The 23,785-nt window shown below is 67.8% G+C and carries 18 protein-coding genes and 2 tRNA genes; 6 read left to right on the top strand and 14 right to left on the bottom strand.

All coding sequences use genetic code 11. From position 1 onward, the window contains the following. Nucleotides 1-406: 406 nt before the first annotated feature. The 10 genes from CLV71_RS46330 to CLV71_RS46290 form a co-directional block, all read right to left on the bottom strand. Entirely contained in the window at nt 407-859 is a 453-nt protein-coding gene (locus CLV71_RS46330; protein ID WP_133909359.1) for a PIN domain-containing protein, read from the bottom strand. 545 nt (nt 860-1,404) lie between these two features. Then, the gene (locus tag CLV71_RS49040) at nt 1,405-1,977 is read right to left on the bottom strand and encodes a hypothetical protein (protein ID WP_208298063.1); all 573 of its coding nucleotides are present in this window, start codon (nt 1,975-1,977) and stop codon (nt 1,405-1,407) included. Between the two features lie 119 nt (nt 1,978-2,096). Continuing rightward, entirely contained in the window at nt 2,097-3,437 is a 1,341-nt protein-coding gene (locus tag CLV71_RS46320; protein ID WP_133909358.1) for a FixG Ig-like domain-containing protein, read from the bottom strand. An 8-nt stretch (nt 3,438-3,445) separates the two neighbouring features. Then, nucleotides 3,446-4,108 carry a hypothetical protein gene (locus CLV71_RS46315; RefSeq protein ID WP_243867514.1) on the bottom strand — a complete coding sequence of 221 codons (663 nt, stop codon included), beginning with the start codon at nt 4,106-4,108 and terminating at the stop codon, nt 3,446-3,448. Between the two features lie 718 nt (nt 4,109-4,826). Continuing rightward, complete coding sequence (locus CLV71_RS48275) at nt 4,827-4,997, bottom strand: hypothetical protein (RefSeq protein WP_166664541.1); 171 nt, start codon at nt 4,995-4,997, stop codon at nt 4,827-4,829. Nucleotides 4,998-5,183: 186 nt separating this feature from the next. Continuing rightward, on the bottom strand, nt 5,184-6,164 hold the full coding sequence (locus CLV71_RS46310; RefSeq protein ID WP_133909357.1) for a hypothetical protein: 981 nt from the start codon (nt 6,162-6,164) through the stop codon (nt 5,184-5,186). Next, nucleotides 6,164-8,125 carry a dynamin family protein gene (locus CLV71_RS46305; protein ID WP_133909356.1) on the bottom strand — a complete coding sequence of 654 codons (1,962 nt, stop codon included), beginning with the start codon at nt 8,123-8,125 and terminating at the stop codon, nt 6,164-6,166. Before CLV71_RS46305 ends, CLV71_RS46310 begins: the two co-directional genes overlap by 1 nt. Beyond that, nucleotides 8,125-9,936: a dynamin family protein gene (locus CLV71_RS46300; RefSeq protein ID WP_133909355.1), complete on the bottom strand. Its 1,812-nt coding sequence runs from the start codon at nt 9,934-9,936 to the stop codon at nt 8,125-8,127. The genes CLV71_RS46305 and CLV71_RS46300 overlap by 1 nt, the downstream gene beginning before the upstream one ends. Beyond that, the gene (locus CLV71_RS46295; RefSeq protein ID WP_133909354.1) at nt 9,933-11,786 is read right to left on the bottom strand and encodes a dynamin family protein; all 1,854 of its coding nucleotides are present in this window, start codon (nt 11,784-11,786) and stop codon (nt 9,933-9,935) included. The genes CLV71_RS46300 and CLV71_RS46295 overlap by 4 nt, the downstream gene beginning before the upstream one ends. A gap of 73 nt (nt 11,787-11,859) precedes the next feature. Then, a complete protein-coding gene (locus CLV71_RS46290) occupies nt 11,860-12,648 on the bottom strand; it encodes a Crp/Fnr family transcriptional regulator (RefSeq protein ID WP_133909353.1) in 789 nt (262 codons plus the stop codon). A gap of 1,107 nt (nt 12,649-13,755) precedes the next feature. Between CLV71_RS46290 and CLV71_RS46285 the strand changes: the two genes are divergently transcribed. Further along, nucleotides 13,756-14,058 carry a hypothetical protein gene (locus CLV71_RS46285; protein WP_133909352.1) on the top strand — a complete coding sequence of 101 codons (303 nt, stop codon included), beginning with the start codon at nt 13,756-13,758 and terminating at the stop codon, nt 14,056-14,058. Between the two features lie 345 nt (nt 14,059-14,403). On the opposite strand, the gene CLV71_RS46280 is transcribed toward CLV71_RS46285, so the two are convergent. From CLV71_RS46280 to CLV71_RS46270, 3 genes are all read right to left on the bottom strand, one after another. Then, nucleotides 14,404-14,476, bottom strand: a tRNA-Glu gene (locus CLV71_RS46280). A gap of 43 nt (nt 14,477-14,519) precedes the next feature. Further along, nucleotides 14,520-14,591 (bottom strand) — tRNA-Gln (locus CLV71_RS46275). A 46-nt stretch (nt 14,592-14,637) separates the two neighbouring features. Beyond that, nucleotides 14,638-15,456, bottom strand: coding sequence for an HAD family hydrolase (locus CLV71_RS46270; RefSeq protein WP_133909351.1), 819 nt, complete (start codon nt 15,454-15,456; stop codon nt 14,638-14,640). Between the two features lie 305 nt (nt 15,457-15,761). Between CLV71_RS46270 and CLV71_RS46265 the strand changes: the two genes are divergently transcribed. From CLV71_RS46265 to CLV71_RS46255, 3 genes are all read left to right on the top strand, one after another. Beyond that, on the top strand, nt 15,762-17,024 hold the full coding sequence (locus tag CLV71_RS46265; RefSeq protein ID WP_133909350.1) for an FAD-dependent oxidoreductase: 1,263 nt from the start codon (nt 15,762-15,764) through the stop codon (nt 17,022-17,024). Between the two features lie 75 nt (nt 17,025-17,099). Beyond that, a complete protein-coding gene (locus CLV71_RS46260; RefSeq protein WP_133909349.1) occupies nt 17,100-19,142 on the top strand; it encodes a hypothetical protein in 2,043 nt (680 codons plus the stop codon). Then, complete coding sequence (locus CLV71_RS46255) at nt 19,135-20,664, top strand: hypothetical protein (RefSeq protein WP_133909348.1); 1,530 nt, start codon at nt 19,135-19,137, stop codon at nt 20,662-20,664. Before CLV71_RS46260 ends, CLV71_RS46255 begins: the two co-directional genes overlap by 8 nt. 39 nt (nt 20,665-20,703) lie before the next feature. Here the strand turns inward: CLV71_RS46255 and CLV71_RS46250 are convergent, their stop codons facing one another. Next, nucleotides 20,704-21,405 (bottom strand): IclR family transcriptional regulator, encoded by a 702-nt coding sequence (locus CLV71_RS46250; protein WP_208298062.1) that lies wholly within the window; start codon nt 21,403-21,405, stop codon nt 20,704-20,706. Between the two features lie 89 nt (nt 21,406-21,494). Here CLV71_RS46250 and leuC point away from each other — a divergent pair, with 89 nt between their 5' ends. Together leuC and leuD are read left to right on the top strand one after the other, a co-directional pair. Then, nucleotides 21,495-22,931 carry a 3-isopropylmalate dehydratase large subunit gene (gene leuC / locus CLV71_RS46245; protein ID WP_424923968.1) on the top strand — a complete coding sequence of 479 codons (1,437 nt, stop codon included), beginning with the start codon at nt 21,495-21,497 and terminating at the stop codon, nt 22,929-22,931. 14 nt (nt 22,932-22,945) lie between these two features. After that, nucleotides 22,946-23,545 carry a 3-isopropylmalate dehydratase small subunit gene (gene leuD / locus CLV71_RS46240; RefSeq protein ID WP_133909346.1) on the top strand — a complete coding sequence of 200 codons (600 nt, stop codon included), beginning with the start codon at nt 22,946-22,948 and terminating at the stop codon, nt 23,543-23,545. Nucleotides 23,546-23,785 lie beyond the last annotated feature (240 nt).

Below are 23,785 nucleotides of genomic sequence, written 5' to 3'. Positions count from 1 at the left end.
TGACTGACGTTCTCACCTGAACCCATCCTTTCTGCCGGCTGGTCTCGCCGGCATCACTGTCCTGCTGGTACGCCAGCAGAGCGACGATGGGCCCAAAATATCTCTACGAGCACGCCGATGATGGCCAACAATCCTTGCCGGGAGCGCCATTTTTCGCGACCTCGGTTACCTGCCCGATGTTGTACTGCCCGGCTTGCCTTGTTCTCACGGTTACGCGTGCTCGTTCAGATACAGCAGCATCGCGTGCACGAGGGTTCACGGCAGGGCGAATTTCGAGCAAGTTCATATTCTGCCATATGTAACGAAATTCAGGTGGCGTCTGTCGTCAACTCTTTATCGTGGCGGACATAAGAACCGGACCGTAAGTGGCGCGTCATGAACGGCATCGGCGACTCAGCGTGAGCATTCAGCCCACGAGGCATTCCACGCGTACCCTTCCTGGGGCACGCATGCCTGGCTGCGCGCCGTCGAGGATCTTGTCCAGTTCACGGAGGGCAGCAGCGGCTCGGTTGGCCATCTTCTCCGAGCCCGCGTACTTCTTGGCATCGAGTTCATCGACGACCACGAGCGGCACGACCAGCCGTGCCGTGGTCGCTTTGGTCACCGTGTTCCACGGAATCGCGCCGGGCGGGTGGTAGTGCATCAGGCTGTTGGTGTCATACACCAGGATCTGCCCAGGCGACGCAGCGAGGGCACGCGACCGCTCGACCTGAGCAGCCAGCGCGGTCAGATACGTGAGCTGCGCTGCGGCCTCCTGCCCACACGGGTCGGGCACTGGCCGAGCGGGATCCGCCGACGCGATGTCGTAGTCCCCGTCGAACAGACGCCAGTAATGGGCCGTGTACAGGTGTGTGGCCACGTCCGGCTCGACGAACCCCGCCCAACGCGGTCTCACAGTCCTCGACCCAGCACAGATAGTCCTGCACAAATGGGCTTCGGCCCAGATCCCGCAACGCGTGCACCACCCCACCCAGCGCCCCGGCCACCTGGTCAGTGGCGACACTGCGCGACAGCCGCATGACGCTACTGTCCCACTGACGACACGTCAGGAGTCCCCACCACGCGGGCACCCCACTGAAAGGTGTGTCGACGATGCGCTTCGCCTCCCCGGTGACCAGGCCGGGGCAGTCGACCCGCTGACCTTGGGATGAGTGGACAAGAACGCGGCGACGGCGGCTGCGGTGTCGTTCTGCGCACAGGGTGACCGGCCGGCCACGGTGCCGGTCATGAGCGCTGGTTATGAGGAACGAGCCGAGAATCCCGTGTCGGGGGCAGCGGGTTCCAGCCCTGTCGCGGGCCATGACTGCGGTGCAGGGCCGAAGGCGCGTCGGGCGGCTCGGACGGCTAGGGCGGCGCTGGTGGCGTTGGCGCCGCCGCCGATGATTGCGCCGATGCCGAACGGGGCTACCCGGCCGAGCACGATGATTCCCTGCTTGGTGCCGTACTTGGTGATGAAGTTCTTGCCCAGGACGCTGTTGATCTGGCGTAGCGTCGCCGCAGGCACCTTGCTGACGAGCTGGCGGCCCAGTGCTGACCGGTACGTTCGGCGACCTTGCCGATGGTCGCGGAGCCAGGCTGGCGGAGCAGGACCCCCATGACGAGTGTCCGACGGCGTTCGATCTCGTCCAGCCAGACCCCGTGGACCACGGCGACCGAGAGCACGAACAGGGTGCTCAGCTCGAGCGAGGAGAAGGCCTCGCTCGCCGACAGCGCCAGCGCGATCCCGGTGCCGACGGCGGGCGCGGCCGCGGCGCCCCCGACCGCGGCCCCCGTGCCCGTCAGGGCGCTGACGTACATCCGTTCCAGGGTGCGGACGACCTCCGCGGGTGTGGCCTCCGGGTTGCGCTGGCGGGCCCGGGCGATGTTCTTGCGGACCAGCGGGGTCTGCAGATCGATGGCCTTGTCCAGCAGATCGAGGACCGGCCGCCCCCGACCACTCGAGGCCGGGACCGGTCCTTTGAGAATGTTAGAGGCCACACCAAACTTCCTTGAGTCGTCACGTTCCTCGCCCTGCCTCGCACCCGAGCGGCCTGAGGCCGCCGAACGCACCTGCCCCACCGACTCTCGGTGGGGCTGGCCCAACCGTAGGGATGTTGTCACGTCGTAGCCAGGAGCAGGCAGTCGTAGTTGATATTGTTACCGGCTGGCCTGTTAAGGTCTTGGCAGAGCGTCACGGATGCCTGGCTGGACACCGGTCCCACCCAGATGAGGGTCGTGAACGTCGAGCCGTAGCTGGCCTTTACTTTCGGGCAGGCCTCGTCTCGCTTAGTGGCGTATACGGGGGGTTTGCCGTCCTCGGCGTAGGTGCTCAGCACAGGGTTGACCTTCGCCCAGCGCTCGAACCGGGCGGCCTCCACCTCGAGGAGCCACGCGCCGTGAGCTTGGGCCTCGTCCGCGGTTAGCGGCCTGAGGATGGCGACGAATTTTTCCGGTGCGCAGGGCATTGCTGTGTAGCGCACCTTGGTGGTCGAGGGCGCTGCGCCGACGGCCGACGTGGGGCTTGCGGTCCGCGGTGCCGCCGCGGACTCCGCATCCGATGATGCGACGGCGGAGCCTACCCGCAATCCGGTGATCAGCAGGAGAAGACCACATCCGAGGATCCATATCCCTCGCACCCGGTGGTGGTGTCTGTTCCAGCTCCCGAATCGCCTTGCCAGGTCTGCCGTCGTGCGCCCGAGATCGGCGGACACGCCGTACTGTGTGATCTCACTGCCATCGTCGAGAGCCCCGCCGACCGACTCGTGGTCCTCCACCTCAATGCTGATGGGAACCGTCCACGTGCGGTCCGCCCATTCTTGGTTGGGGAAGTCGATCTCAACAGGGGTTTCGGCACGCTTCCCGGGAAGGAGGTTCAACCACTCACCCCGGAGGCGAACCGCCTCCTTCGGAAGAACATCGGCCGTGTCCTCGAACAGCTCGTGCACACGCGGCCTGACATGCAGTTCCCCGTTGCCGTTGTTCGTCAGCTCCAGCGACGCGGTGTAGGTTCCCGCGGACGACACACGGCTGCCCAGGATCAACTGACTGGCCACTACCGCATTCGCGGGGATGGTGACGCGTAGCTGTTCGCTCTGCACCCGAACCCGCCCGGTGTCCCTGTCTGTCACCACTACCCGAAACGGATTCGGCCCGGCCATCGGCTCGGTGGCGGTACACCGAAGAATCAGCCTGCGTTCGACCGTCCCGTCTCCCGGCAGGTCGATCGTCTTGTCCGGATGAAGTGTCGCCACACTCTCGCGCAGGCCTTCGATCCTGAGTTCGAGCCGTTTGGGCGATGATGTCCTGTTGCTGATCTCCACGTAGAAGCGGTTGTCGCGGTCGAACGCTATCTGTTCGCTCCCATGCCTGACGAGAAGGCCAACATCGTTGTCCACTGCGTGGATATTCAGCTGATTGCCGTTACCGACCTGCACACCCACGTTGTCGAATACGTCCATGCCGGCACCTACATGGAGCGAAGGTCGATGGACATGGTGTTGTGGTCACCGACCTGCACGCCCGTGTTGTCGTGCACGTCATTCTTGTACTGACGGGAGTCGGTGAGGATCATCAGCTTCCGCGCCGCGTCCAGCACCTCCGCGTCCCGGCCGACTTCCGCTTTGGTCAACGCGGCGGCCAGCTCTTCTCGGTGCTGCTCGGGGTCGGCAAGTTGCGCATCGAGAATTATCGCCTCTCGCGAGCTCGACTCACCCAGCTGGGCATCCCTTCGGCGTAGAGCCGCGCGAACCGCACTCTTCAGTCCGTCGTAAGCTTCCACGACCGCCTTCGACGACGTGTTGCTCACCCCTGCGACCGTACCCGCGCCCAGCGCCGCGAGAACAAGCTCAACAGATTCGACCACCCGGTCACCCTCCCTCGCCACGGTTTCCCCGATCGACACTTCCATCGATCTGGGCAAGCTATCCGAGAGCATAAGATCAGGACAACCCAGTGTGACGTCACCGAGAAATGTCTGCGATGTCAGGACGCTGACGATGCGCCGAAGCTCGTCGTCCGGCAAGCCTTCACTTTTGCCGATGACACCAGGCGGCAGTAGTCGAGATATCGAAAGGAATACCTCGGCGCGCGAGGACACGAGCACGGTCAGCGAAATGAACGGCACGGCCATCGCGTGAGTAAGACGGATGGTCCGAACAGCTGGAGCCAGGCTGCCAGTGGAACTGAGTGTGGACGTTGCCTGTCGATGTCCGATGTCAGTGCGGCTCGCCGAGCTACGAGCCGAGCAGATCGAAATGAAAACCGATGATGAACAAGTGCGAACGCGATCCAGCGCATAGGCCGGCCAGCGTTATCCCGTCCGATCAACCTCACTGTCGTCGCTGCCATTCCGTATACCATCAGGCCATAACCAGAGCCAATGACGACCCAAATTATTGACAACGGATAATACCATTTCCAGGACGGCCATAGTCTGTCAATCACCGCGATCACGATCACACCGATGATCGTCCCAGTGAAAGGCGACACCTCAAAGGAGGGCAGGTATCTGATCAATTGAGCGGCAAGCACGTAGCATACGATCACTACAGCCAGCTGATATCGAGTTCTCGTCGCTCTACGCGCGTCCCGCAACTCAAGAGGCGTGAGGACGGGCTGCGTGACCTCGCCACCCCGAAGCACGTTGAAGTTCGCATAACGGCGCTTCTCACGTTTGAGTGCGACCTCGACGGCAGCCAGGCGGAATATATTTGCCGTATCGCTCGCCATGCGCTTGGAGTTCAGCCCGTCCGCCACGGTCTTGCGCCAGTCATGGCGCACCCTTTGTTCCGCAACGCGTTTCCTGAGGTCGCCCCAGTTCCGGGCACCGACCTTCCTGGCGATATCCCTCAGTTTTCCGGACCGATCAGGTCCAACACGATGGCAAGTCCGGCCATGAACTGAAGTACTTTGCCGACTCTCGCCCACACCGGAACCGGAAGACCCCAGAGTTCGAACTTGTTGACATTCGCCCCGGTCCACCACGTGCGCCAAGCTTCGATGTAGCTGAGTTCCTCCACGAGCGGAAGTTTAGTGATGTGGCCCGGTCAGGTCCTGTCCGCAGCTGACGACAGTGGCCGCACCGGTGAAGGCGAGTAGCCGTCCTCGAGCTCGTGCAAGGTGGTGCGGATGCCCAACCAGGCGGCCACCCGGTGGTATTGGCACGTCAGGATCATCCGCGAAGCCAGCGCGGGAGTGTCGGGTGCTCAGAGTCCGTGGTGATTGCCTGGTTCGTGGCCGCTTCCGTGCGCGTGGCCCCACCGGTGGTGGTGCCATTCGAAGGTCCAGGTTCCCGACGGCTCGACGTGGTCGCTGTGGTGCCCGTGCCCAACAAGGTGCGGGTGCCCGTCGTGATGGTGCCCGTCGTGATGGTCGCGTTGGCCGTGGTCGCGCGGTTCGTCGAACGAGTCGTGGGCATCTGCCGCCGGGTGCTGCCTGCCGCGGTGGTCGGTCAGCGCCCACTCCTCCACCTTGTTCCGCGTCGCCACCTGCCGGGCCGCGATCGCCAGTGGCAAGATCGCGATCGTTGGCAAGGCGTACCCGTTCATGGCCCGCCGCGCCGCGGACTCGCCCCAGCGGACACCGCCCTCCCTCGTGTCGGGGGCCGGGCCGCTGTCGGGCACGTGCAGCCAGGCCTCTGTCCGGTATTCCTTAGCCGGTATCGCCACCTCCGTGCGTTGGAACTCCGCCAGGGACAGCCCCGGCGGCCGGAGCAGCGCGATACCACGGTGGATCTGCGACGTCACGGCGAGCGCGAGGTCGCTGCGGTCCGTTGTCTCCAGCGCGGTTCGCACCTCGGCCGAGTCGACCAGCCTGCTGACGTCCACGATCCCTTCGCCGATGTACCCGTTGGCCGACCGCCAGACCGGGCTCTGTGCCAGGGCTGCGCGCATCCGGATCCGGCCGGACGCGCCGGGGAACAAGTTCAGGTGGTAGAGCCCGTCGCGGAGCCCGAGGATCAGCGCCGGTGCGATCGCGGTGTCGTCGGCCCACGCCGGGAAGATCACGAGCTGCCCGTCGCCCTGTTCCTGGCGTTGCACCCGAACCGTGCTCAGTCCGCACCGGCGTAGCACATAACCGACCAGGCGCCGCAGCCTGTTTTGCGCGTCGCGCTGCCCCCGGTACGGCTGGTGGCTGTACCTGCGCAGGTCGACCGCCAGCACCAGCCGTCCTCGTCCATCGAGCATCAGGACACCGCCAGCTCGTCCATCAGGTCGCCGAGGTCGCTGATCGCCTGCTGGAGGATCTGGTCGACCGCCTTGTACTCGGCGCGGAGCCGGTCGACCTCGGCGGCGCCGGCCTCGTGCGCCTGCTTGGCGTTCCTGACGGACTCATGCACCGAAGCGATCCGGTTGGCCATCCCGGCGGAGACGGACTCCTCGATCGGCAGCATGAGTTCCTCGACGAGTTCGGCGGCCGCTGCGGCCGCGATCTCCGGGGCCTTGATCCGCAGTTCCTTAGCGATGTCGTCGCCGACCTTCGCCCTCAGCTTCTTCTCTATCCGGCCGAGGTTGTTGTTGCCCTGCCACAGTGCCTGCACGACGAGCGTGCCGATGAGCGTGGGCAGACCGAACGGGGTGAACATCCACGCCGTGTAGATCGCAATGGTGGGCAGGATCGCCCTCAGCGCCTCCTTAGGGCCGAACCGGGCACCGATCACGCCGCCTGCCAGTCCACCCAGCGCCAGGCCACCGACCCCACCGATGACGCGCGCCAGCGTCGACTGCTCATTCGCGTCCGCGCCAGCGGCCGACTGCGCGACCCCGCTCAACGCGAACCGCAGCTTCTCCAGGTTGGCCTCGAAGTCGCCGAGCCGGGTGTCCAGCAGCTTGTCGACGGCATCCATCTCACGGCTGACCAGTGGCCCGAGCCGCTCCTCTGCCCAGTGGGCCATCCGGCCCTCGAGCAGGTTCATCGTGCTCTGGGCGATCTCCGCCGCCGCGTCCTCGGCGCGCTGCTTGACCTCCCACGGCACCAGGCTGAGCTTGGTCTCGATCGGTGCCTCCGCCGCGATCAACGGCGCCTCGCCCGCCACCGCACGCAGCCCCTCTGCCAGCACCGACTCGATCCGCCCCTGTATCAGCGCACGCTGGTTGGCCAACTCCGCCGAGATCTGTCGCGCCTCCTGTTCCAGGCCAGCCAGCGGGCGCTGTGCCTCCTGCCAGCAGTTCGCCATCTTCTCGCTGTCGGCGTCCAGCATCGCCAGCCGCTGGGGCATCGAGCGGTCGAGTTCGTGGCTGAGGTCGCGCATGACCCGTGCCCTCGGGAAGATCTTGGCCTTGTGCCGGTCCTGGACCAGGAACCGCTCCAGCGCACGTTCCAGCACCGCGACACCGGATGAGGAGAACCGGCTCTCGTCCCCCGCCACCCGCGCGCGCAGCGCTTCCCTGGCGTCCACGAAGAACGTACGGCCCACGTCGACGTCCTTGCCGCGCACGGCGGCCAGCCGTGCCCGCGCGTCGGCCATGACACCGGCCCGCTCGTGGGCGTCGATGTCGTCGAAGCGGGTGAACACGAAGAACGGGTCGTGCGACCCGAGGTGGTTGGTCAGGAACCGGGTCTCCGCCGTACTCATCGCGGCAATCGCGTGCTGCACGAACACGACCGCGTCTGCCTTGCGCAGTTCCTCCTGCGTGATCCGGTCGCGGGTGTCGTGCACGTTCAGCCCGGGTGAGTCGACAATCACGACGTTGTGCCTGCACAGCTCCAGCGGCCACGACACCTCCGCCAACTGGTAGGGGTTCGGCTTGCCGGGGTCCTTGGTGTCCACGGTGATCCGATCGATCAGGTCCTTCGGGTCGATCTCGACCGGAACAGCCGCCGGGTCGGCCGGCACCAGCTTGGCGAGCCGTTCGCCGCCGTACCGCACATAAGTGATCACGGCGGTGGTCTCGACCGCCTTCACCGGTAGCACGAGCTCCCCGAGCAGCGCGTTGACCAGTGTGGACTTCCCGCGGTTGAAGTCGCCGACGAACATCACCCGGAACGCGTCGTCCTGGACGACGTCAACCTGGGCGGCGATGGTGGCCGAGGCACCGGAGTCGCCGAGCCGTTCCGCGGCGGCCTCCAGTCGCCCGCAAATCTCGATGAGCCGGTCGCGCTGGACGTCAGCGACGGCGAAGTCGCCGTTCTGCGATGCCGTGGACATCAGTTCCCCTTCTCGGAAAGGTCGGAAACGGATCGGGTGAGTTCGGCGCGGATGCGGCTCGCGAGACTCGCCGCCGCGGTCGCCAGCGCGGTCCAGTCGACGGTCTGTTCCTGCCCCGCCCCGGCACCGAGAACGTCCACATAGGATTCTCGCCAGGCGCGGTGGCAGTCGTGGAGGTGCTCGACGACATCCCGGTACAGCTCGTCGGCGGTCGCTGCGGCCTTCTTCGCGAACGTGGCGATGATGTCGTCCACGGTCTGCACGAGCAGGGCGTCGATCCGCTGCCGCTGAGCCTCGATGGCCGAACGGATGGCCGCCTCGGCGATCACGCTGCTCAGCACGCTGAACCCGAGGCTGTAGATCACCGGCAACCGCGCGTGCCGGGCGGCGGCGATGAGGTAGCCGATGGCGGCGCCGCCCTGCGCCCCGACCCGGGCGGCGATCCGGAGCTTATCGAGGTCGTCCTTGACAGGCGGGGCCGAACCCCCAGCCCGTTGCCCAGTGTTGAGTCGCAGCGCCGCGGGCCGTGGGCTCGGCCCGGCCGCCGGCTGCCTGCGGCGCACCTCAGTGTCCAGCCACTCGCCGTCGCCCGCGAGCCGGGTAAGCAGCGTGCTCTCCGCCGACCGCGCGGCGACCGACAGGTGCCAGCGGATGCGGGCAGGCAGCTCGTGCTGCCACCACGCGTGCGGGTCACGCGCGGTCGCGAGCTCCTCGCGCAGCTTGTCCAGGATGTCGTCGCGTTCGGCGTACAGCACGTCCCGGAGCTGCTGTGCGGTCGCCAGCCGCCGGGCCCCGACGTCGATCCGCAGTTCGTCCCAGACCCGTTCGTCCTCGGCCCGGTCGGCCGCCGCCTGTTCCGCGCGGCGCCGCTGGTCCGCTTCGGACAGCCGGGCAGCCGCCATCGCCTCGGCGGCCAGCCGCGTCATGCCGTCGCAGTGGTCCGCAGTGCCGGCCGCGATCCGCCGGTCCCGCCACCGGCCCCGGTCGGTCTCCCCCGCCCAGCCGCCGATCAGCTCACGCAGGTCCGCGAGCCGCGGCCCCTGCCCGCCCGGCTCCGGTGCGGCCAGTACCGGCAGCGCACCGCGGCCAGGCAACGCGCCGAGCCGTTCCCGCAAGCCGGTGAGGACACCGTCGCGGTCCCCCTCGTCGACGCGGTCGAGCATCGTCACCACGACCGCGATGTGCGGGAGATGCCTGCACAGCAGCTCCTCCGCCAGCAGCCCGCGTTCCGTCGTGCCGAGCGGTGAGAGCGCGGAGACCACGAACAGCGCGCCGTCCGCAGCCGACACCGACCGGCGCAGTTGCTCATACCCATCCGTGCCACCGTCGTTGACACCCGGCGTGTCCACCAGCTCCAGGTTCAGTCCCGTGAGCCAGGTGCCCGCCACCTCGGCGACCGCGTTCCCCGGTCGGGCGGGGCCCGCGTCGGTCCCGTCCGACGGCGCAGGCCGGTCGACCAGGTCGCGCCACAGGTCCGGCCGGTCGAGCGCGCCCGTCTGCCGCCTGCCGTCCGGCCATGTCAGGCGCAACGCCTCGACCTGCTCCACGCCACGCACCGCGACCTCGGCGAGCGTGCCGGGCAACTGGCCGGTGGGAAGCAACTCCCGCTCGATCACCGTGTTGACCAGCGTGGACTTGCCGCGATTGAACTCGCCGACGACGGCGACCCGGAACGTAGGCCGTCCCCGTTGCGCGGCAAGCGAACCGAGCGCGGCGGCGACGGCGTCGAGCCGGTGCCCGTCGGCGAGGCCACGCGCCTCCCGGAGCCACCCGGGCAGCAAACGTGCCAGGTCGGACCGTGTGCTGTTCATGATGCTGTCTCCCCTGCACCGATTCGGACCGGCCGCCTGCTCATCGCGGCACGCAGCCGGTTGATCTGTTCGCGTCGCTCACGTGCGTCCTTCGCCGTGGCCGCGGCGCACGCGATCTCTTCTGCCAGCACGGCACGGGCTGCGGCCTCCCGCGCCGCGAGATCCTCGATCTCGCCCGACCAGTCCCGCAGGTACCGACGGCACACACCGTCGACGCGGCCGGTGTAGTCGACGAAGAGCCGGTCCACCGCCGCGCGGACGAGCGCGGCCACGGCCGACCGCGCATCGGCCAGCACCGGCGACGCCTCCGCGACGAACCGCGTCCGCATGGCCGTGACACCCGGTGCTCCGAGCATGCCGCCCACCAACGCGCCCAGCGCGGTCCCCACCAGCGGGAAGGGGAAGAGCACACTCCCGGCCGCCGCACCGATCGCCGCGCCTCCACTGGTCCGCAGCGCCGCCGACGACGAGAGCCGACTGCCGACCGCGGTCAGCGTGTCGTCCGCACCGTCCAGGTCCGGCACCGGCACCCGCGTGGCGCCGATCGCGGCCGGGATCTCGGGCACCCGCTCGTCACCGGCAAGCCGGGCCAGCCTGCGGAACTGGTCGGCGAACTCGTCGGCCAGGTCGGTCGCCGACGTGCGCAGCACCGCGTTGGCGTCGGCACCCGCGGTGGACAGGATCCGTTCCGCCTCGGCACGCAGCCGGGTGCGCATGGTCTCGACGGCCACCTTCGCCATCTTGGCCCCGGTGGTGACCGAGTCCCGGTTGACCGCCGTGCGCAGCCGGGTCTCCAGGTCGGCGGCGAAGCGGGGACGCGACGCGGCCTCCAGCGCGACATTGATCGCGCGCCTGCCCGCGGAAATGGCCTCCTGTGACCAGTTCTCCAGGAACGCGCGCAAATCCGGCACCACGAGCCGGGCGATCTCGCGTTCCGCCTCGGCCAGCCGCTCGCCACGCCGTAGTGCCGCCTGCTCTACGGCTTGTAGCAGTTCGGCGAGCAGCCCCGACAGCGTCGCCGCGATCGCCGACTGCCGCCGTTCGTTCGTCAACATCACCAGGTCGGCCTCCACTTGGGAGAACGTCTGGCCCGCATCGGGGTCGGCCACCGTGCGCAGCACCGACTCCGGCACGCACGGGAACACCATGGGGTCCGCGATGCCCAGCTCACGCAGCCTGCGCACGGTCGCGTCGAGGACGTCCGCCCGTTCCGCCTCGTCGACCAGGTCGATCTTGGTGAGCACGAAGGCGCACCGGTCGTGGTGGTCATGCAGCGGGCCGGCCAGGAAGTCGGCGAGCGCCGAGGACATGGCGGCGACGGCCGGCACGACGACGAGGACGAGGTCGGCGCGTTCCGCCGCGGCGACCGCACGGGCCCGGTGGCCGGCGTCGTCCACACTGAAACCCGGGGTATCGGTGATGGTCACCCCTTCGCCGAGCAGCGCGGACGGCCACGACAACGTCAGGTCCCGGACCTCGTCGGCGGCGTCGCCGGTGAGCAACCGGTCGAGCGTTCCCTTCAGTGCACCGTGCCCGCCGGACGCCGCCGACACCGCCGCCCCGTCGGTCACCTGGGCCGTAGGCCCATACCGGATGGTCAGCGTGGTGCGGGTGGTGACCCGCGCCGACGAGGGCAGCAGCCGCTGCTTGAGAAACGCGTTCAGCAACGTGCTCTTGCCGCTGGAGGTCTCGCCGAGCACGGCGACGTGCAGTTCGGCGTCAGCCATCCGCTCCCGCGCCCTGGCCACCCGCGCCGTGGCCGTCGCGCGCTGGACGGCGGTGAGGTCGGCGCGCTCCAGGGCGGCGGCGATCCATTCCAGGTGCTCGGCACAGGTCAGTACTCCAGTCACTCGAGGTCCTCCCTTCGGCCGGTGTTGCGATTGGAAGTGTCGTGCCAGCACGGCCGTTCACCGGCACAAACCGTCATTTGACCGTGTCCTCGGCCGGATAGGCGATCGCGCGCAACATTTCGAGATTTCGCACGACCGGCCTCCGGCCCGACGTGTCCACCAGGTTTTGTTGCTTCAGCTCCCGCAATGCCCGCAGCACGCTCGATTCACGCATGCCGATGAGGCTGCCCAGCTCAAACTGGGTGAGGTCGACGCCGATGAGGACACTCTCGTCGGTAAGTGCCACCCCGTGGTCGTCGGCGAGTTCGACGAGGACGCGCGCCAGCCGGATCAGCGGTGGCCTGCCCGAGTTGTCGACCCGGCGCCTGGTGGCGGTGGTCAGCTTGCGCCCCAGCGCGTTGGTTAGTAACACCAGCGAGGCCGGGTGCCGGGAGGCGAGCCACAGGAAGTCGGTGGCGGCGATCTTGGCCGCGTAGACGGGTTCCTTGGCGCAGGCGATGACCGTGGCGATCCGGCGACCGCCGCCGGACGCCGCGAGTTCACCAACCACGTCACCGCCTGCCCTGATGGCGAGCAACGCCGACCGCCCGTCCCCGAACTTCGCCGTCACCTTCACGTACGAGGACAGCAGCAGGTAGATGTCGGTGTCTGTGCCGTCCTGTCGGACCAGCACGGCGTTGCGGTCGAATCGCACCAGCACGCTCGCGTCGAGGAACTCCTGGAGCACTCCGGGATCGAGCCGAGCGAGAAGTGCGGAATCCGACCACCGTCCCCTTTCCTCCCGGACGATCGCGCGCAGATCCGCAACGTGCTCGCGAACCATTGAGCCCTCCCGTAGCGAAGGTGGTTCACCGAAGTCCACAATGTCGAACGGTAGGTCGATAATTCCGACGGCGCCGTTACCATGTTCTTGTTCTCGGTCAGAAGAAAGGCGTTAACCACCCGTGCGTACAACTACGCCCCGGATCGGCGAGATGCGTCGATGAGCGGGATTAGTTGTGTGTGACGTCGTTGCAGTTGCCGCCGGTGTGATGGCCAAGGGGATGCCGGTGGTGTCGGTGATCAGGTGGTGCTTGGTACTGGGCTTGCGGCGGTCGACCGGACTCGACCCCGTGTGTGGTCCCTCTTTTAGGGCACGCAGGTGGGTGGAGTCGACCAGCGCTGCGGACAGGTCCGGCAGCCCTACTGCCCGCAGCTCGGATGAGCAGCCATTCGGCAAGGTTGGTGTTCTGCAGGGGCACGGGTTGTCGGACTCGGTGTTGCCGCAGCTGATTGCGGCGAGCAGCACGGCGAGGATGCACCGGGTACTGACGCGGCCCGGCAGAGACGGGTGCGAGCACACCCCACGGGGGCCGCCAGCTTCCTGCCCGGTCATGCGGCGGCGAGCACGCTGGACATCCCGCGGCGGTCCCAGGTCGCCGCACGTAGGTCGGCGTCGTGTTCACGGACACGCAGCGCCGCCAACCAAGTCAGCACGCCGATCCCTCGGCCAGCCCAAGCACCACCCCGGCGACAACCTGATAAACGTCAGACAAAGCATCTCCAGCCCGCGAAATTCCCGACCACCTGGAGTCTCGACAGACCATGCCACCGCGTTACACCATCGGAAAGTATCTACGCCTTGAATAACAACCCGAGCCCGATGGTGATTGTCCAACCTTGACCACACAAGGAAACCACAAACATCACAGTGTGATCATTCAGCACCTTCTCCACAAAGGATGAATAAATATTTCAAACGAGTAACGAACCTTGCGATGAAACGATGCCGTTGACGAACCCTTCCGCATGACTTGCTTCCTGAAGGAGGTTATAGGTGACAATTCTCCATCGTCCGAACAGTGTCACCGAAGGCAAGGACGACGGCACATCGTCAGCGACGTCAAGTGGCATGCTGAGACCGCGTCGTTCCCGGTGGCGTTTCCGCGCCCTCGCCGTTGCCCTTGCGTCTCTTGGTCTCATGTTCGGCATGGTCGCTCCCGCCCAGGCATGGACAGGAGGAAACGTATGGGTCAACTTCGGGTCGTGGAACTGCCCGGCGGGCGGCTCGGTCGTCGGCATCTACTGGGCAGTCGACGCCTACTCGAGTGGCCCCGCGACCGGTGACTGGGGTGACAACGTGATCTATCCGCGGGTACGTGTCGGCTCCGGCTCCTTCAACACGCTGAGCTACCAGCTCATGTGCAAGAAGTGGGGTTGGTACACGTACCGAGGTGTGGTGAGTCAGCGAACTCTCACGCCGTACAAGTCGGGACTGAGCTACACATACTGAGCACGACCAGCTGACCCGCCTGTCGGCCACCCCTCGCCACATTGGCGAGGGGTGCCGACAGGCACGGTGGAGCGAACTTCGCAGGTACTGACCCGGTCATACAACGGGCTGATCGCACCGGCAACATCCAGGAGTAGCCCTTACAACAGCCTCACGAGTTGCCAGAAACAGCAAAAAAGCAAATTACAATCACACGATTGAATTACCAAAGCGACACCACGTAAGAACACGCCGTCGCGAGTCGCGCCACTGCCGGGTTCACCCTTGAGCGCGGCATGCCACGAATCCATGTCACACACAACAGACCAGGCCGTCTCCCGAGGGAAACGGCCTGGTCAGACTATGTAGCCCCGACGGGATTTGAACCCGCGCTACCGCCTTGAGAGGGCGGCGTCCTAGGCCGCTAGACGACGGGGCCGCGACCAGAGTGAACTTTATCAGACTCGATTTAGTTCTCTCTGCTGGGGTACCAGGACTCGAACCTAGACTAACTGAACCAGAATCAGTCGTGCTGCCAATTACACCATACCCCAAGGTCACCACTGGGCGTGTTCGCTCCCAGCGGCACCGGAGAAGATGTTAGACCACGCCCTCGCGCAGGCGGTAATCGGCCCCTTCGGACGGTGCCAGGGGCGGCGTCCGGTACTCGCTGACCAGTAGTTCCGGCAGGTCAGCCAGGGCCTCGATGGTCTGGACGCCGGGTTCGGGGGACCTGGACGGCCCGGAGCGGGTCAGCCACACGGCGTGCAGCCCCGCATCCCTGGCGCCGATGGCGTCCGTGTCCAGGAGGTCGCCCACGTGCATGGTCTCCGACGGCGGCACCCCCATCCGTGCGCAGGCCGTGTGGAAGATCACTGGGTCGGGTTTCGCGGCGCCCAGTTCGCCCGCTATGACCAGCGTGTCGAAGAAGCGGGCGATGCCCAGGCCCGCCAGCTTCGCTCGTTGGTGGTTGCCCGACGCGTTGGTCACCGCCGCCAGTTTGAAGCCCGCGGCACGCAGCCAGTCCAGGCACGGGACGGCGTCGGCGAACAGGCGCCACGTCGTGCGGAGCTGGGTGCAGCGGCGCTCCTCGAGTGCGGCCACCACGTCGTCGTCCAGCAGGGCGCCCAGGTCTGCGAAGAACGCCTTCGTCCGGGTTTTGTGCATCGCCTCGTACGACAGTTCGCCCGAGACCACCCTCTGCACGTGCTCGTCCGTCGTGCGCTGCCAGCGTGACCACATGTCGTCGCGGCCTATGAGGTCGCACACGGCCCGCCTCGCCGAGCTCGTGAAGTCGACGAGGGTGTCGTCGATGTCGAGGCAGACGGCCCGTATCCGCGGCGGCCGGTGTTCCGCCGCCAGCTCGGGTGAGCGTGAGCGGTCGGAGGCAGCAGGGAACGGCACGAGCCCAAAGGTCATCAGCAGAGGTTAGGCCGCCAGGGGCACCCAGCGATTCGGCTATAGAGGTGATTGTTCGTGGTCTGACACGATCAAGTGCGCGTCACTCCACCGGAAGCCGATTAAGCTGTATCGCTTCCCGCGAGGGTCGCGTTACCAGCCTGTCGGAACGTGACGAACACGGTCTCGGCAGTGCGGTCTCCTCGAAACGGCTGAAGCCGGCCCACCCTCCGTTATGGCCCGATCAGGGTATTCGCCTTGACTGATCTGGGGCTGAGGTGCATCCTGAGGTTATTCAACGCCGATTGAATTGAGGAGCTGGGGTCATGGCAACGGCGGACCTTCCACGAGAGCGAAACCAGTCGGAACAGACCACCTGTCTCGTCGTCGGTGGCGGTCCCGCCGGAATGGTGTTGGGACTGCTGCTGGCGCGTGCCGGGGTCACCGTGACGGTGCTGGAGAAGCACGCCGACTTCCTCCGCGACTTCCGGGGCGACACCGTGCACCCCACGACCCTCGACCTGCTCGACGAGCTGGGCCTTGGCAAGGAGTTCGCGAAGCTGCCGCAGAGCCACGTCCAGCAGGTCGGCCTCCCGACACCCGCCGGGGTCGTGCAGTTCGGCGACTTCACCCGGTTGAAGGGCCCGCACAACTACGTCGCGATGGTGCCGCAGTGGGACCTGCTCGACCTGCTCGCCGACGCGGCCAAGCAGGAGCCGTCGTTCACGCTGCGCATGGAAACGGAAGCCGTCGACCTGTTGAGGGACCACGGACGGGTGGTTGGCGTGAAGTACCGCACGGCCGCGGGTGACACCGGCGAGATCCGCGCCGACCTCACGGTGGCCTCGGACGGCAGGCACTCCGTCCTGCGCACCTCGGCCGGCCTGCGCGTCAGGGACTACCCGACGCCGCTCGACGTGTGGTGGTTCCGCCTGCCCCGCGAGGCCGACGACCCCAAGGGTGTCGTCGGGCTCTTCAGCAGTTCGCGCGCGGTGGTGATGCTCGACCGCGACGACTACTGGCAGACCGCGACGCTCATCCGCAAGGGCTCGGACGCCGACCAGCGCACGCAGCCGGTGTCGACGATGGTCGCGAGCATCGCCGACGTGGCGCCGTGGCTCGCCGACCGTGTCGACGCGGTCCGGTCGTGGGACGACGTGAAGCTGCTCGACGTCCGCGTCGACCGGTTGCCCCGCTGGTACCGCGACGGCCTGCTGCTCATTGGTGATGCCGCGCACGCGATGTCACCCGTCGGTGGCGTCGGCATCAACCTGGCGGTGCAGGACGCCGTGGCCACGGCCCGGCTCCTGGCGAAGCCGTTGCTCGACGGCACGGTCGGCACCCGTGACCTCGCGAAGGTCCAGCGGCGCAGGCTGCTGCCGACCCTGGTCGTCCAGGGCGTACAACGCTTCCTGCACGCCCGCGTGCTGCGGCCCGCGCTGGCGGGCGAGGTCGAGATAGCCCGCGCGACGAAGCTGCCCCTGCCCGTCCGCGTGATGCGGCGGTTCCCCTGGTTCCGGCGTATCCCGGCATATGTCGTCGGCCGGGGTATCCGGTCGGAACACGCCCCTGACTTCGCCCGTCGCTGACAAAGGTCCGACAAAAGATCGGACAACTCACACAGCCGAGTGTATTTGTCGGACACACTCGGTAATGTGGGCGCGGTGGATGGCGACCGACTGCGGCGTTTTCTCTTCGCGTTGCGCAGAACTCCCATTCCGACCGCGCCGCCACAGCACGACGGCTACCAGGAGGCACTGGGGCTCAACCTCCTCGCGACGGGACTGCGGCTGGAACACGTGGACCGGATGAGCGAGGCGCTGACGCTCGCCGACTCCACCCACATGGCGCGCACGGTCAGCATCGACATCAACATGAACGCGCTGACCGCCGAGCAGAAATGGGCCCTGCGCACCGATCCGGGAACCGAGGAGCCGACATCGGTCTGGCTGCCCGTCTCCCGCCAGTCCCGCTTCGACCAGGCCTCGTTCGTGGTGCGTGACGGCGCGGGCAACGTGGTGCCCCGCACCACACAGGTCGAGAACGGGCGGGCGCTCATCCACGGACTGTGCCGTGCTTTCCGGATGTTCCTCACGTCCGACCGGCGCACCGAGGACCCCAAGGAGCTGCTGCACGGCATCCGCCACAGCTACAACCGGTCCCGTTGGCTCATCGAGGCCACGATCGCCGCCATGGTGACGAGCGGCCGTCCGATCGTCGGCGCGCTTCCGCCACCGCCGGCCGACGGCGGTAGGGCGACCGACTCCGACAGCATCCGCGACAAGGCCGCCGCGGCCGTGACGCAGCTGTTCGAACCGGACAGCCCGTTCCTGCGGCTGCTCGACATCGCCTCGTCGGAGTACCTGCTCGTGGTGGCGATGCCCACGAACAAGGCGCAGGTGTTCATCCGGTACGAGGCGCCGGTCATCCCGGCACGCAGCAAACACGTGAACCCGCGCAACTTCCTGGCGCGCTGGGTCGGCATCCGGCACGAGTTCACCGTTCGGTACTCCACGCTCATCCCGCGAGCGGTCAGCTCCTACCACGTGACGGCCGAGGTGCCCTCGGAGATCCAGGTCCGCAGGTACTTCCTCACCACGGACGTCGACGCGCCCGCGCTGCAGTCGCTCGTCGCGGACATGCGTGCGGTGGCCGACAGCTACGACAACCTCCGCACGATCGCGCCGAAGCTGCTCGAACTGGAGCTGCAGGGCATCGCCAGCAGGCTCGCGGAGTTCGGCAGGCGGCGCCAGACCGACCTCGAGTCGTTCCGCGCGTATATAGAGGAGAGGTACGCGACGTTCTCGAGCCGCCCGCCCCGGTTCCCGGCCAGACCCGCCGCGATCCAGAACGGTGACACCGGGCTCGTGCTGGAGCAACCCATCGTCACGCGGCTGGAGCGGTTCGCGAACCTGTACGAGGCGGACTACTTCCGCAAGCTGGCCGACGGGCTCCTGCCGAGGGAGGCGCTGCTGCGGCTCGCGAGCGAGCTGGAGGAGACGCAGGTGGACCAGGACGTCCACGTGGACAACGACCCGCGCGAGAACGCCGGCCACGCGCAGTGGCAGCGCCGCCCGTTCGGCGCGGACCCCGACTCGATCGAGCCGGTCACCTCGACCGTCTACATGGCGCTCGTGGACGACCCGCCGTCGCTCGCGTCCAACGTCGCCAAGCTGCTGCTGGCGGTGCTCATCCTCGTCGTCGGGTTCGGGGTCGTGATGGAGCCCGACTTCTTCAGCGGCGTCCCGGTACTGAGCGAGTTCGGCGCGTGGTTCCAGCCGAGGATCGAGGACGGCGGCCCGATCTCGTCCGCGGACGCCATCGTGACGATGCTCCTGCTCGTGCCTGGCCTTCTGCTGTCGCGACTGGAGATCCCGTCGAACAAGACCGTGCTGGGCCAGCTGCGGCTGTTCCCCCGGTACGTGGCGTACACGTCGGTGATGATCGCCGGGGCGCTCGCGCTGCTCGTCGCGTCCGGACGGGCCGGGTCGCTGGACAAGCCGTTCCTGTACGCGATGCTGGCGCTGCTCATGCTGTTCCTGCTGGTGGGGCTGGACGGCACGGGCAAGGCGATGAAACGGCGGCGACGCGTGCCGGTCAACAAGGTGAGCCCGATCTGGCTGGTGCAGGAGATCCGCAGGCGCCCGGTGCGCCGCTGGAAACGCTGCCGCGCGGAGTTCTCCACGCTGGGTACAGACGATGCCTAACCCGGGACTCCGCCACCCCGCGCTCGCCGCGGTCGCCGCACGCGCGGCGACCGCGGGTAGTCCCTCGGTCCTGTTCGACATCACCCACGACGGTCCGGAGACGGGGCTCCCGGCGGTGGAGGTCGTGCCGCCGACCGCACCGGACCGGACCGCGACCGAGACGCTGGCCTTCCACGTCGCCGGGGTCGGGTTCCAGGTGCACACGTGGACCCCGGTGACGCCGAGCAAACAGCAGGACGGCGTCACGACGAGCCGGATCGCGGTGCGGCGGGAGGAGACGAACGGGCACGCACGCGGCCTGTTCGCGGGCAGCGTGGTCATCAACCCGGACTTCCTCTACGACACCGAACACAGCGTGGAGATCCTCGTCACGCTCGACCACGACCCGTGGCGCCCGACCTACGCCGACTCGTTGATGATCACCCTGGCGTACCAGGGGATGACCGAGGCGGCCACCGCGGGCGGCGGGGCACCGGTGCTGTTCCTGCAGTCCCCGGTCGCGCCGTTCCGCGACCCCGGCAGGCAGTTCCGCGTGGACGGGTCGGGCGAGGCCCCGAGGGTGGCCAACGGGATGGCGCTGCGGATGCTGGTCGGCCTCGAGCACGACAACCACGGCACGCGGATCGCGGTGATGAGCGCGCTGGCCTTGCTGGCGACGGAGAACGGGTTCGGACTGCAGGTGGCCGACCGGCGGTTCGGCCGGGTGCGGGGCGAGTGGTGGTCGGTGCTGCCGCCGGACCGCGGGCGTTACGAGGAGCGGAAGGCGGCGCTGTTCGGCTGGGCACCGGCGATCCGGCCGAGCGCGGTGCAGCTGCTGACCTTCGTCGGACCCGCACGGCTCGGCTCGTCCGCGGCGATCGCGTCGGACCTGATGTCCCGCAACGTCGGCATTCTCGCGGTGTCCGAGTCGTCGATGCAGGAGATCGCGTTCATCAACATGGTGGTGCCGCTGGCCCCCGCACGGATCGGCCGTGCCCGCCTGTCCAGCGCGACGGTGGGCATCGCCGACGGCCTCGGGCAGACGGCGAGCGAGTGCGGTCTGACCCGCAGACAGGCCGTCCGGGGCAAGAGCCGCATCTCGGACTCCGCGGCGACGGACTACCGGGTGCTGCGCACCGGACCGATGCGACCGCCGATGAAGGAGTCCCTGGCGACGGTGGACCACCCGCTGTGGCTGTCGTGGAGCGTGCCGCTCTCCGACGCGCTGCGCAGGCTGGACGTGGCGGAGCTGGTGGCCGAGCAGCTGCTCGCGGCGACGGACCGGGTGGCGCTCGCGCGGATCGACTACTACCGGGCGAGGACTCACCCGAACGGGTACGTCACGGGCCGGGCGAAGATCGCCGTGTCCCTGGTGGACGGGGTGAAGGAGGCGCAGATCCCGGGTCTGCTCAGCGAGCTGTGCCCGTGGGCCCAGCGTGAGTCGATCGCCCGCCTCCAGACCGACGACCTGCCCGCGAGCGCCATCCGCCTGCGCCTGGCCTGGCGCGAACGCTGGCTCGGCCACACCGGCACGGTCTCCTGACGTCTACTTCGGACGGGCCGGGACGATCACTGTGGACGGTCAGAGGCGGGACTGCAGCGCCTCGGCGGCGGCCAGCAGGTCCGCGGCCCAGCGCGCGCCGGGGCGGCGGCCCATGCGGTCGATGGGACCGGACACGGAAACCGCGGCGACGACCTGACCGGCCGCGTCGCGGACGGGAGCGGAGACGCTTGCCACGCCTGGTTCCCGCTCGGCCACGCTCTGCGCCCAACCGCGGCGGCGGACCTCCAGCAGTGCCCGCTCGCCGAACACGGCGTCGGTCAGGAGTGCCCGCTGGGTGGCCGGATCGGTCCACGCCGCGAGGACCTTCGCGCCGGAGCCCGCCGTCATGGGCAGGCGGGCGCCGACCGGCACCGTGTCACGCAGGCCGCTCGGCGGCTCCGCGGTGGAGATGCAGACGCGGTGGATGCCGTCGCGGCGGTAGAGCTGGACGCTCTCGCCCGTCCGGTCGCGCAGCCTTGGCAGGACAGAGCTCGCGGCGTCGAGTAACGGGTCGACCGCACCGCCCGCCAGCTCGGCCAGCGCGGCGCCCGGCCGCCACCGGCCGTCGGTTCCCCTGCGCAGCAGGCGATGCACCTCGAGACCGACCGCGAGCCGGTGCGCGGTCGCCCTCGGCAGGCCGGTGCGCGTGCAGAGCTCGGCCAGGCCACAGGGTTCCTTTGCCACCGCTTGAAGCACGGCCATTGCCTTGTCCAGTACGCCGATGCCGCTATGCTGTCCCACGTCTCGATACTAAGTTCCCGCTATATGGGATGTCCAGTGTTTCAGAACGTGGGAACCCCGAACTGCCGAAGTTGATGGGTGAGAAGGCAATGGGAAAAACACTCGCCGAGAAGGTATGGGCTCAGCACGTCGTCCGGCAGGGATCCGGCGCGGAGCCGGATCTGCTGTACATCGACCTCCACCTCGTGCACGAGGTCACCAGCCCGCAGGCGTTCGAGGGGCTGCGCCTGTCGAACCGAACCGTCCGCAGGCCGGACCTCACCATCGCGACCGAGGACCACAACGTCCCCACGGTGAACATCGACCTGCCGATCGCCGATCCCGTGTCCCGCACACAGGTGGAGACGCTCCGCAAGAATTGTGCGGAGTTCGGTGTCCGGCTGCATCCGATGGGTGACGCCGAGCAGGGCATCGTGCACGTGGTCGGGCCTCAGCTCGGCCTCACGCAGCCCGGCATGACCGTGGTGTGCGGCGACAGCCACACCTCCACCCACGGCGCGTTCGGCGCCCTCGCGTTCGGCATCGGCACGTCCGAGGTCGAGCACGTGCTCGCCACGCAGACGCTCCCGCTGCGTCCCTTCAAGACGATGGCGATCACGGTCGACGGCGAGCTGCACCCCGGCGTGACGGCCAAGGACGTCATCCTCGCGGTCATCGCGAAGATCGGCACCGGCGGCGGGCAGGGCTACGTGCTCGAGTACCGGGGCTCGGCCATCGAGAAGCTCTCGATGGAGGCCAGGATGACCGTCTGCAACATGTCCATCGAGGCGGGCGCCCGCGCCGGCATGATCGCCCCGGACGAGACCACGTTCGCCTACCTGAAGGGCCGCCCGCACGCGCCGAAGGGCGAGTTGTGGGACGAGGCGGTGCGGACCTGGCTGTCCCTCCGTACCGATGAAGACGCGAAGTTCGACGAGGAGGTTCACCTCGACGCCGACGCGCTGACCCCGTACGTGACGTGGGGCACGAACCCCGGCCAGGGTTTGCCGCTGTCCGAACGGGTTCCCGACCCCGAGCTGATCGGTGACGACAACGAGCGCGTCGCGGCCGAGAAGGCACTCGCCTACATGGCCCTGGAACCGGGCATGCCGCTGCGTGACATCCGCGTGGACACGGTTTTCCTCGGCTCGTGCACCAACGGCCGGATCGAGGACCTCAGGGCCGCCGCGGCCGTGCTGAGGGGTCATCGGGTGGCCGACGGCGTGCGGATGCTCGTGGTGCCCGGCTCGATGCGGGTCCGCGAGGCCGCCGAGTCCGAGGGGCTGCACCAGGTCTTCCTCGACGCCGGCGCGGAGTGGCGGCAGGCGGGCTGCTCCATGTGCCTGGGCATGAACCCCGACCAGCTCGCACCCGGGGAGCGCAGCGCGTCCACATCGAACCGCAACTTCGAGGGCAGGCAGGGCAAGGGCGGCCGCACGCACCTGGTCTCCCCGCTCGTGGCCGCCGCCACGGCCGTTCGCGGCACCCTCTCCTCCCCGGACGACCTGCTCGCGGGAGCGACCACCAGTACTGGCGACCTGGCCTGAAAGGGGCATAACCGATGGAACCGATCACCACGCACACCGGCGTCGGGGTGCCCTTGCGCCGGTCCAACGTGGACACCGACCAGATCATCCCCGCCGTGTACCTCAAGCGGGTGAGCCGGACCGGCTTCGAGGACGGACTGTTCGCGGCCTGGCGTGCCGACGACCAGTTCGTGCTGAACCTGGCACCCTTCCGGGCAGGCAGCGTTCTCGTCGCGGGGCCGGACTTCGGCACCGGGTCGTCCCGGGAGCACGCCGTCTGGGCGCTGTCGGACTACGGCTTCCGGGTGGTCATCTCCGCCCGTTTCGCCGACATCTTCCGTGGCAACGCGGGCAAGGCTGGTCTGCTCGCGGCCCAGTGCGAGCAGTCGGACGTGGAGCTGCTGTGGAAGCTCCTGGAGGCCGAACCGGGCACCGAGGTGACCGTCGACCTGCAGGACAAGACGGTGCGTGCCAAGGACTTCACGGCGGTGTTCCAGATCGACGACTACACCCGCTGGCGCCTGCTCGAGGGGCTCGACGACATCGCTCTCACCTTGCGGCACGAGGGGGAGATCGGGTCTTTCGAGGCCTCAAGGGAACCCTGGAAGCCAACTACCACTACACTCGCGTCCTGAGGCCATCAACAGTGCTTGATGTTCGCTCAGCAAGCTCCGGCGACAGTGCTCGACGTTCGCTCCGCAAGGTCCGCGACAGTGCACGATGTTCGCTCCGCAAGCTCCGCGAATAGGGCAGCCAGGCAACGAAACCAACCTCCTCTAACGGGGAAAATGGGCGAGTCGCGTGGAAAAAACGCCGAGTTAGGCATACGGTGGCCAAGAAGTCGGCCGTTTTGGCCGAGAACGAATGTGGTCAAC

Source organism: Actinophytocola oryzae (assembly GCF_004364325.1).
GTDB lineage: Bacteria > Actinomycetota > Actinomycetes > Mycobacteriales > Pseudonocardiaceae > Actinophytocola > Actinophytocola oryzae.
This window is presented reverse-complemented; position numbering and strand designations above follow the sequence as displayed.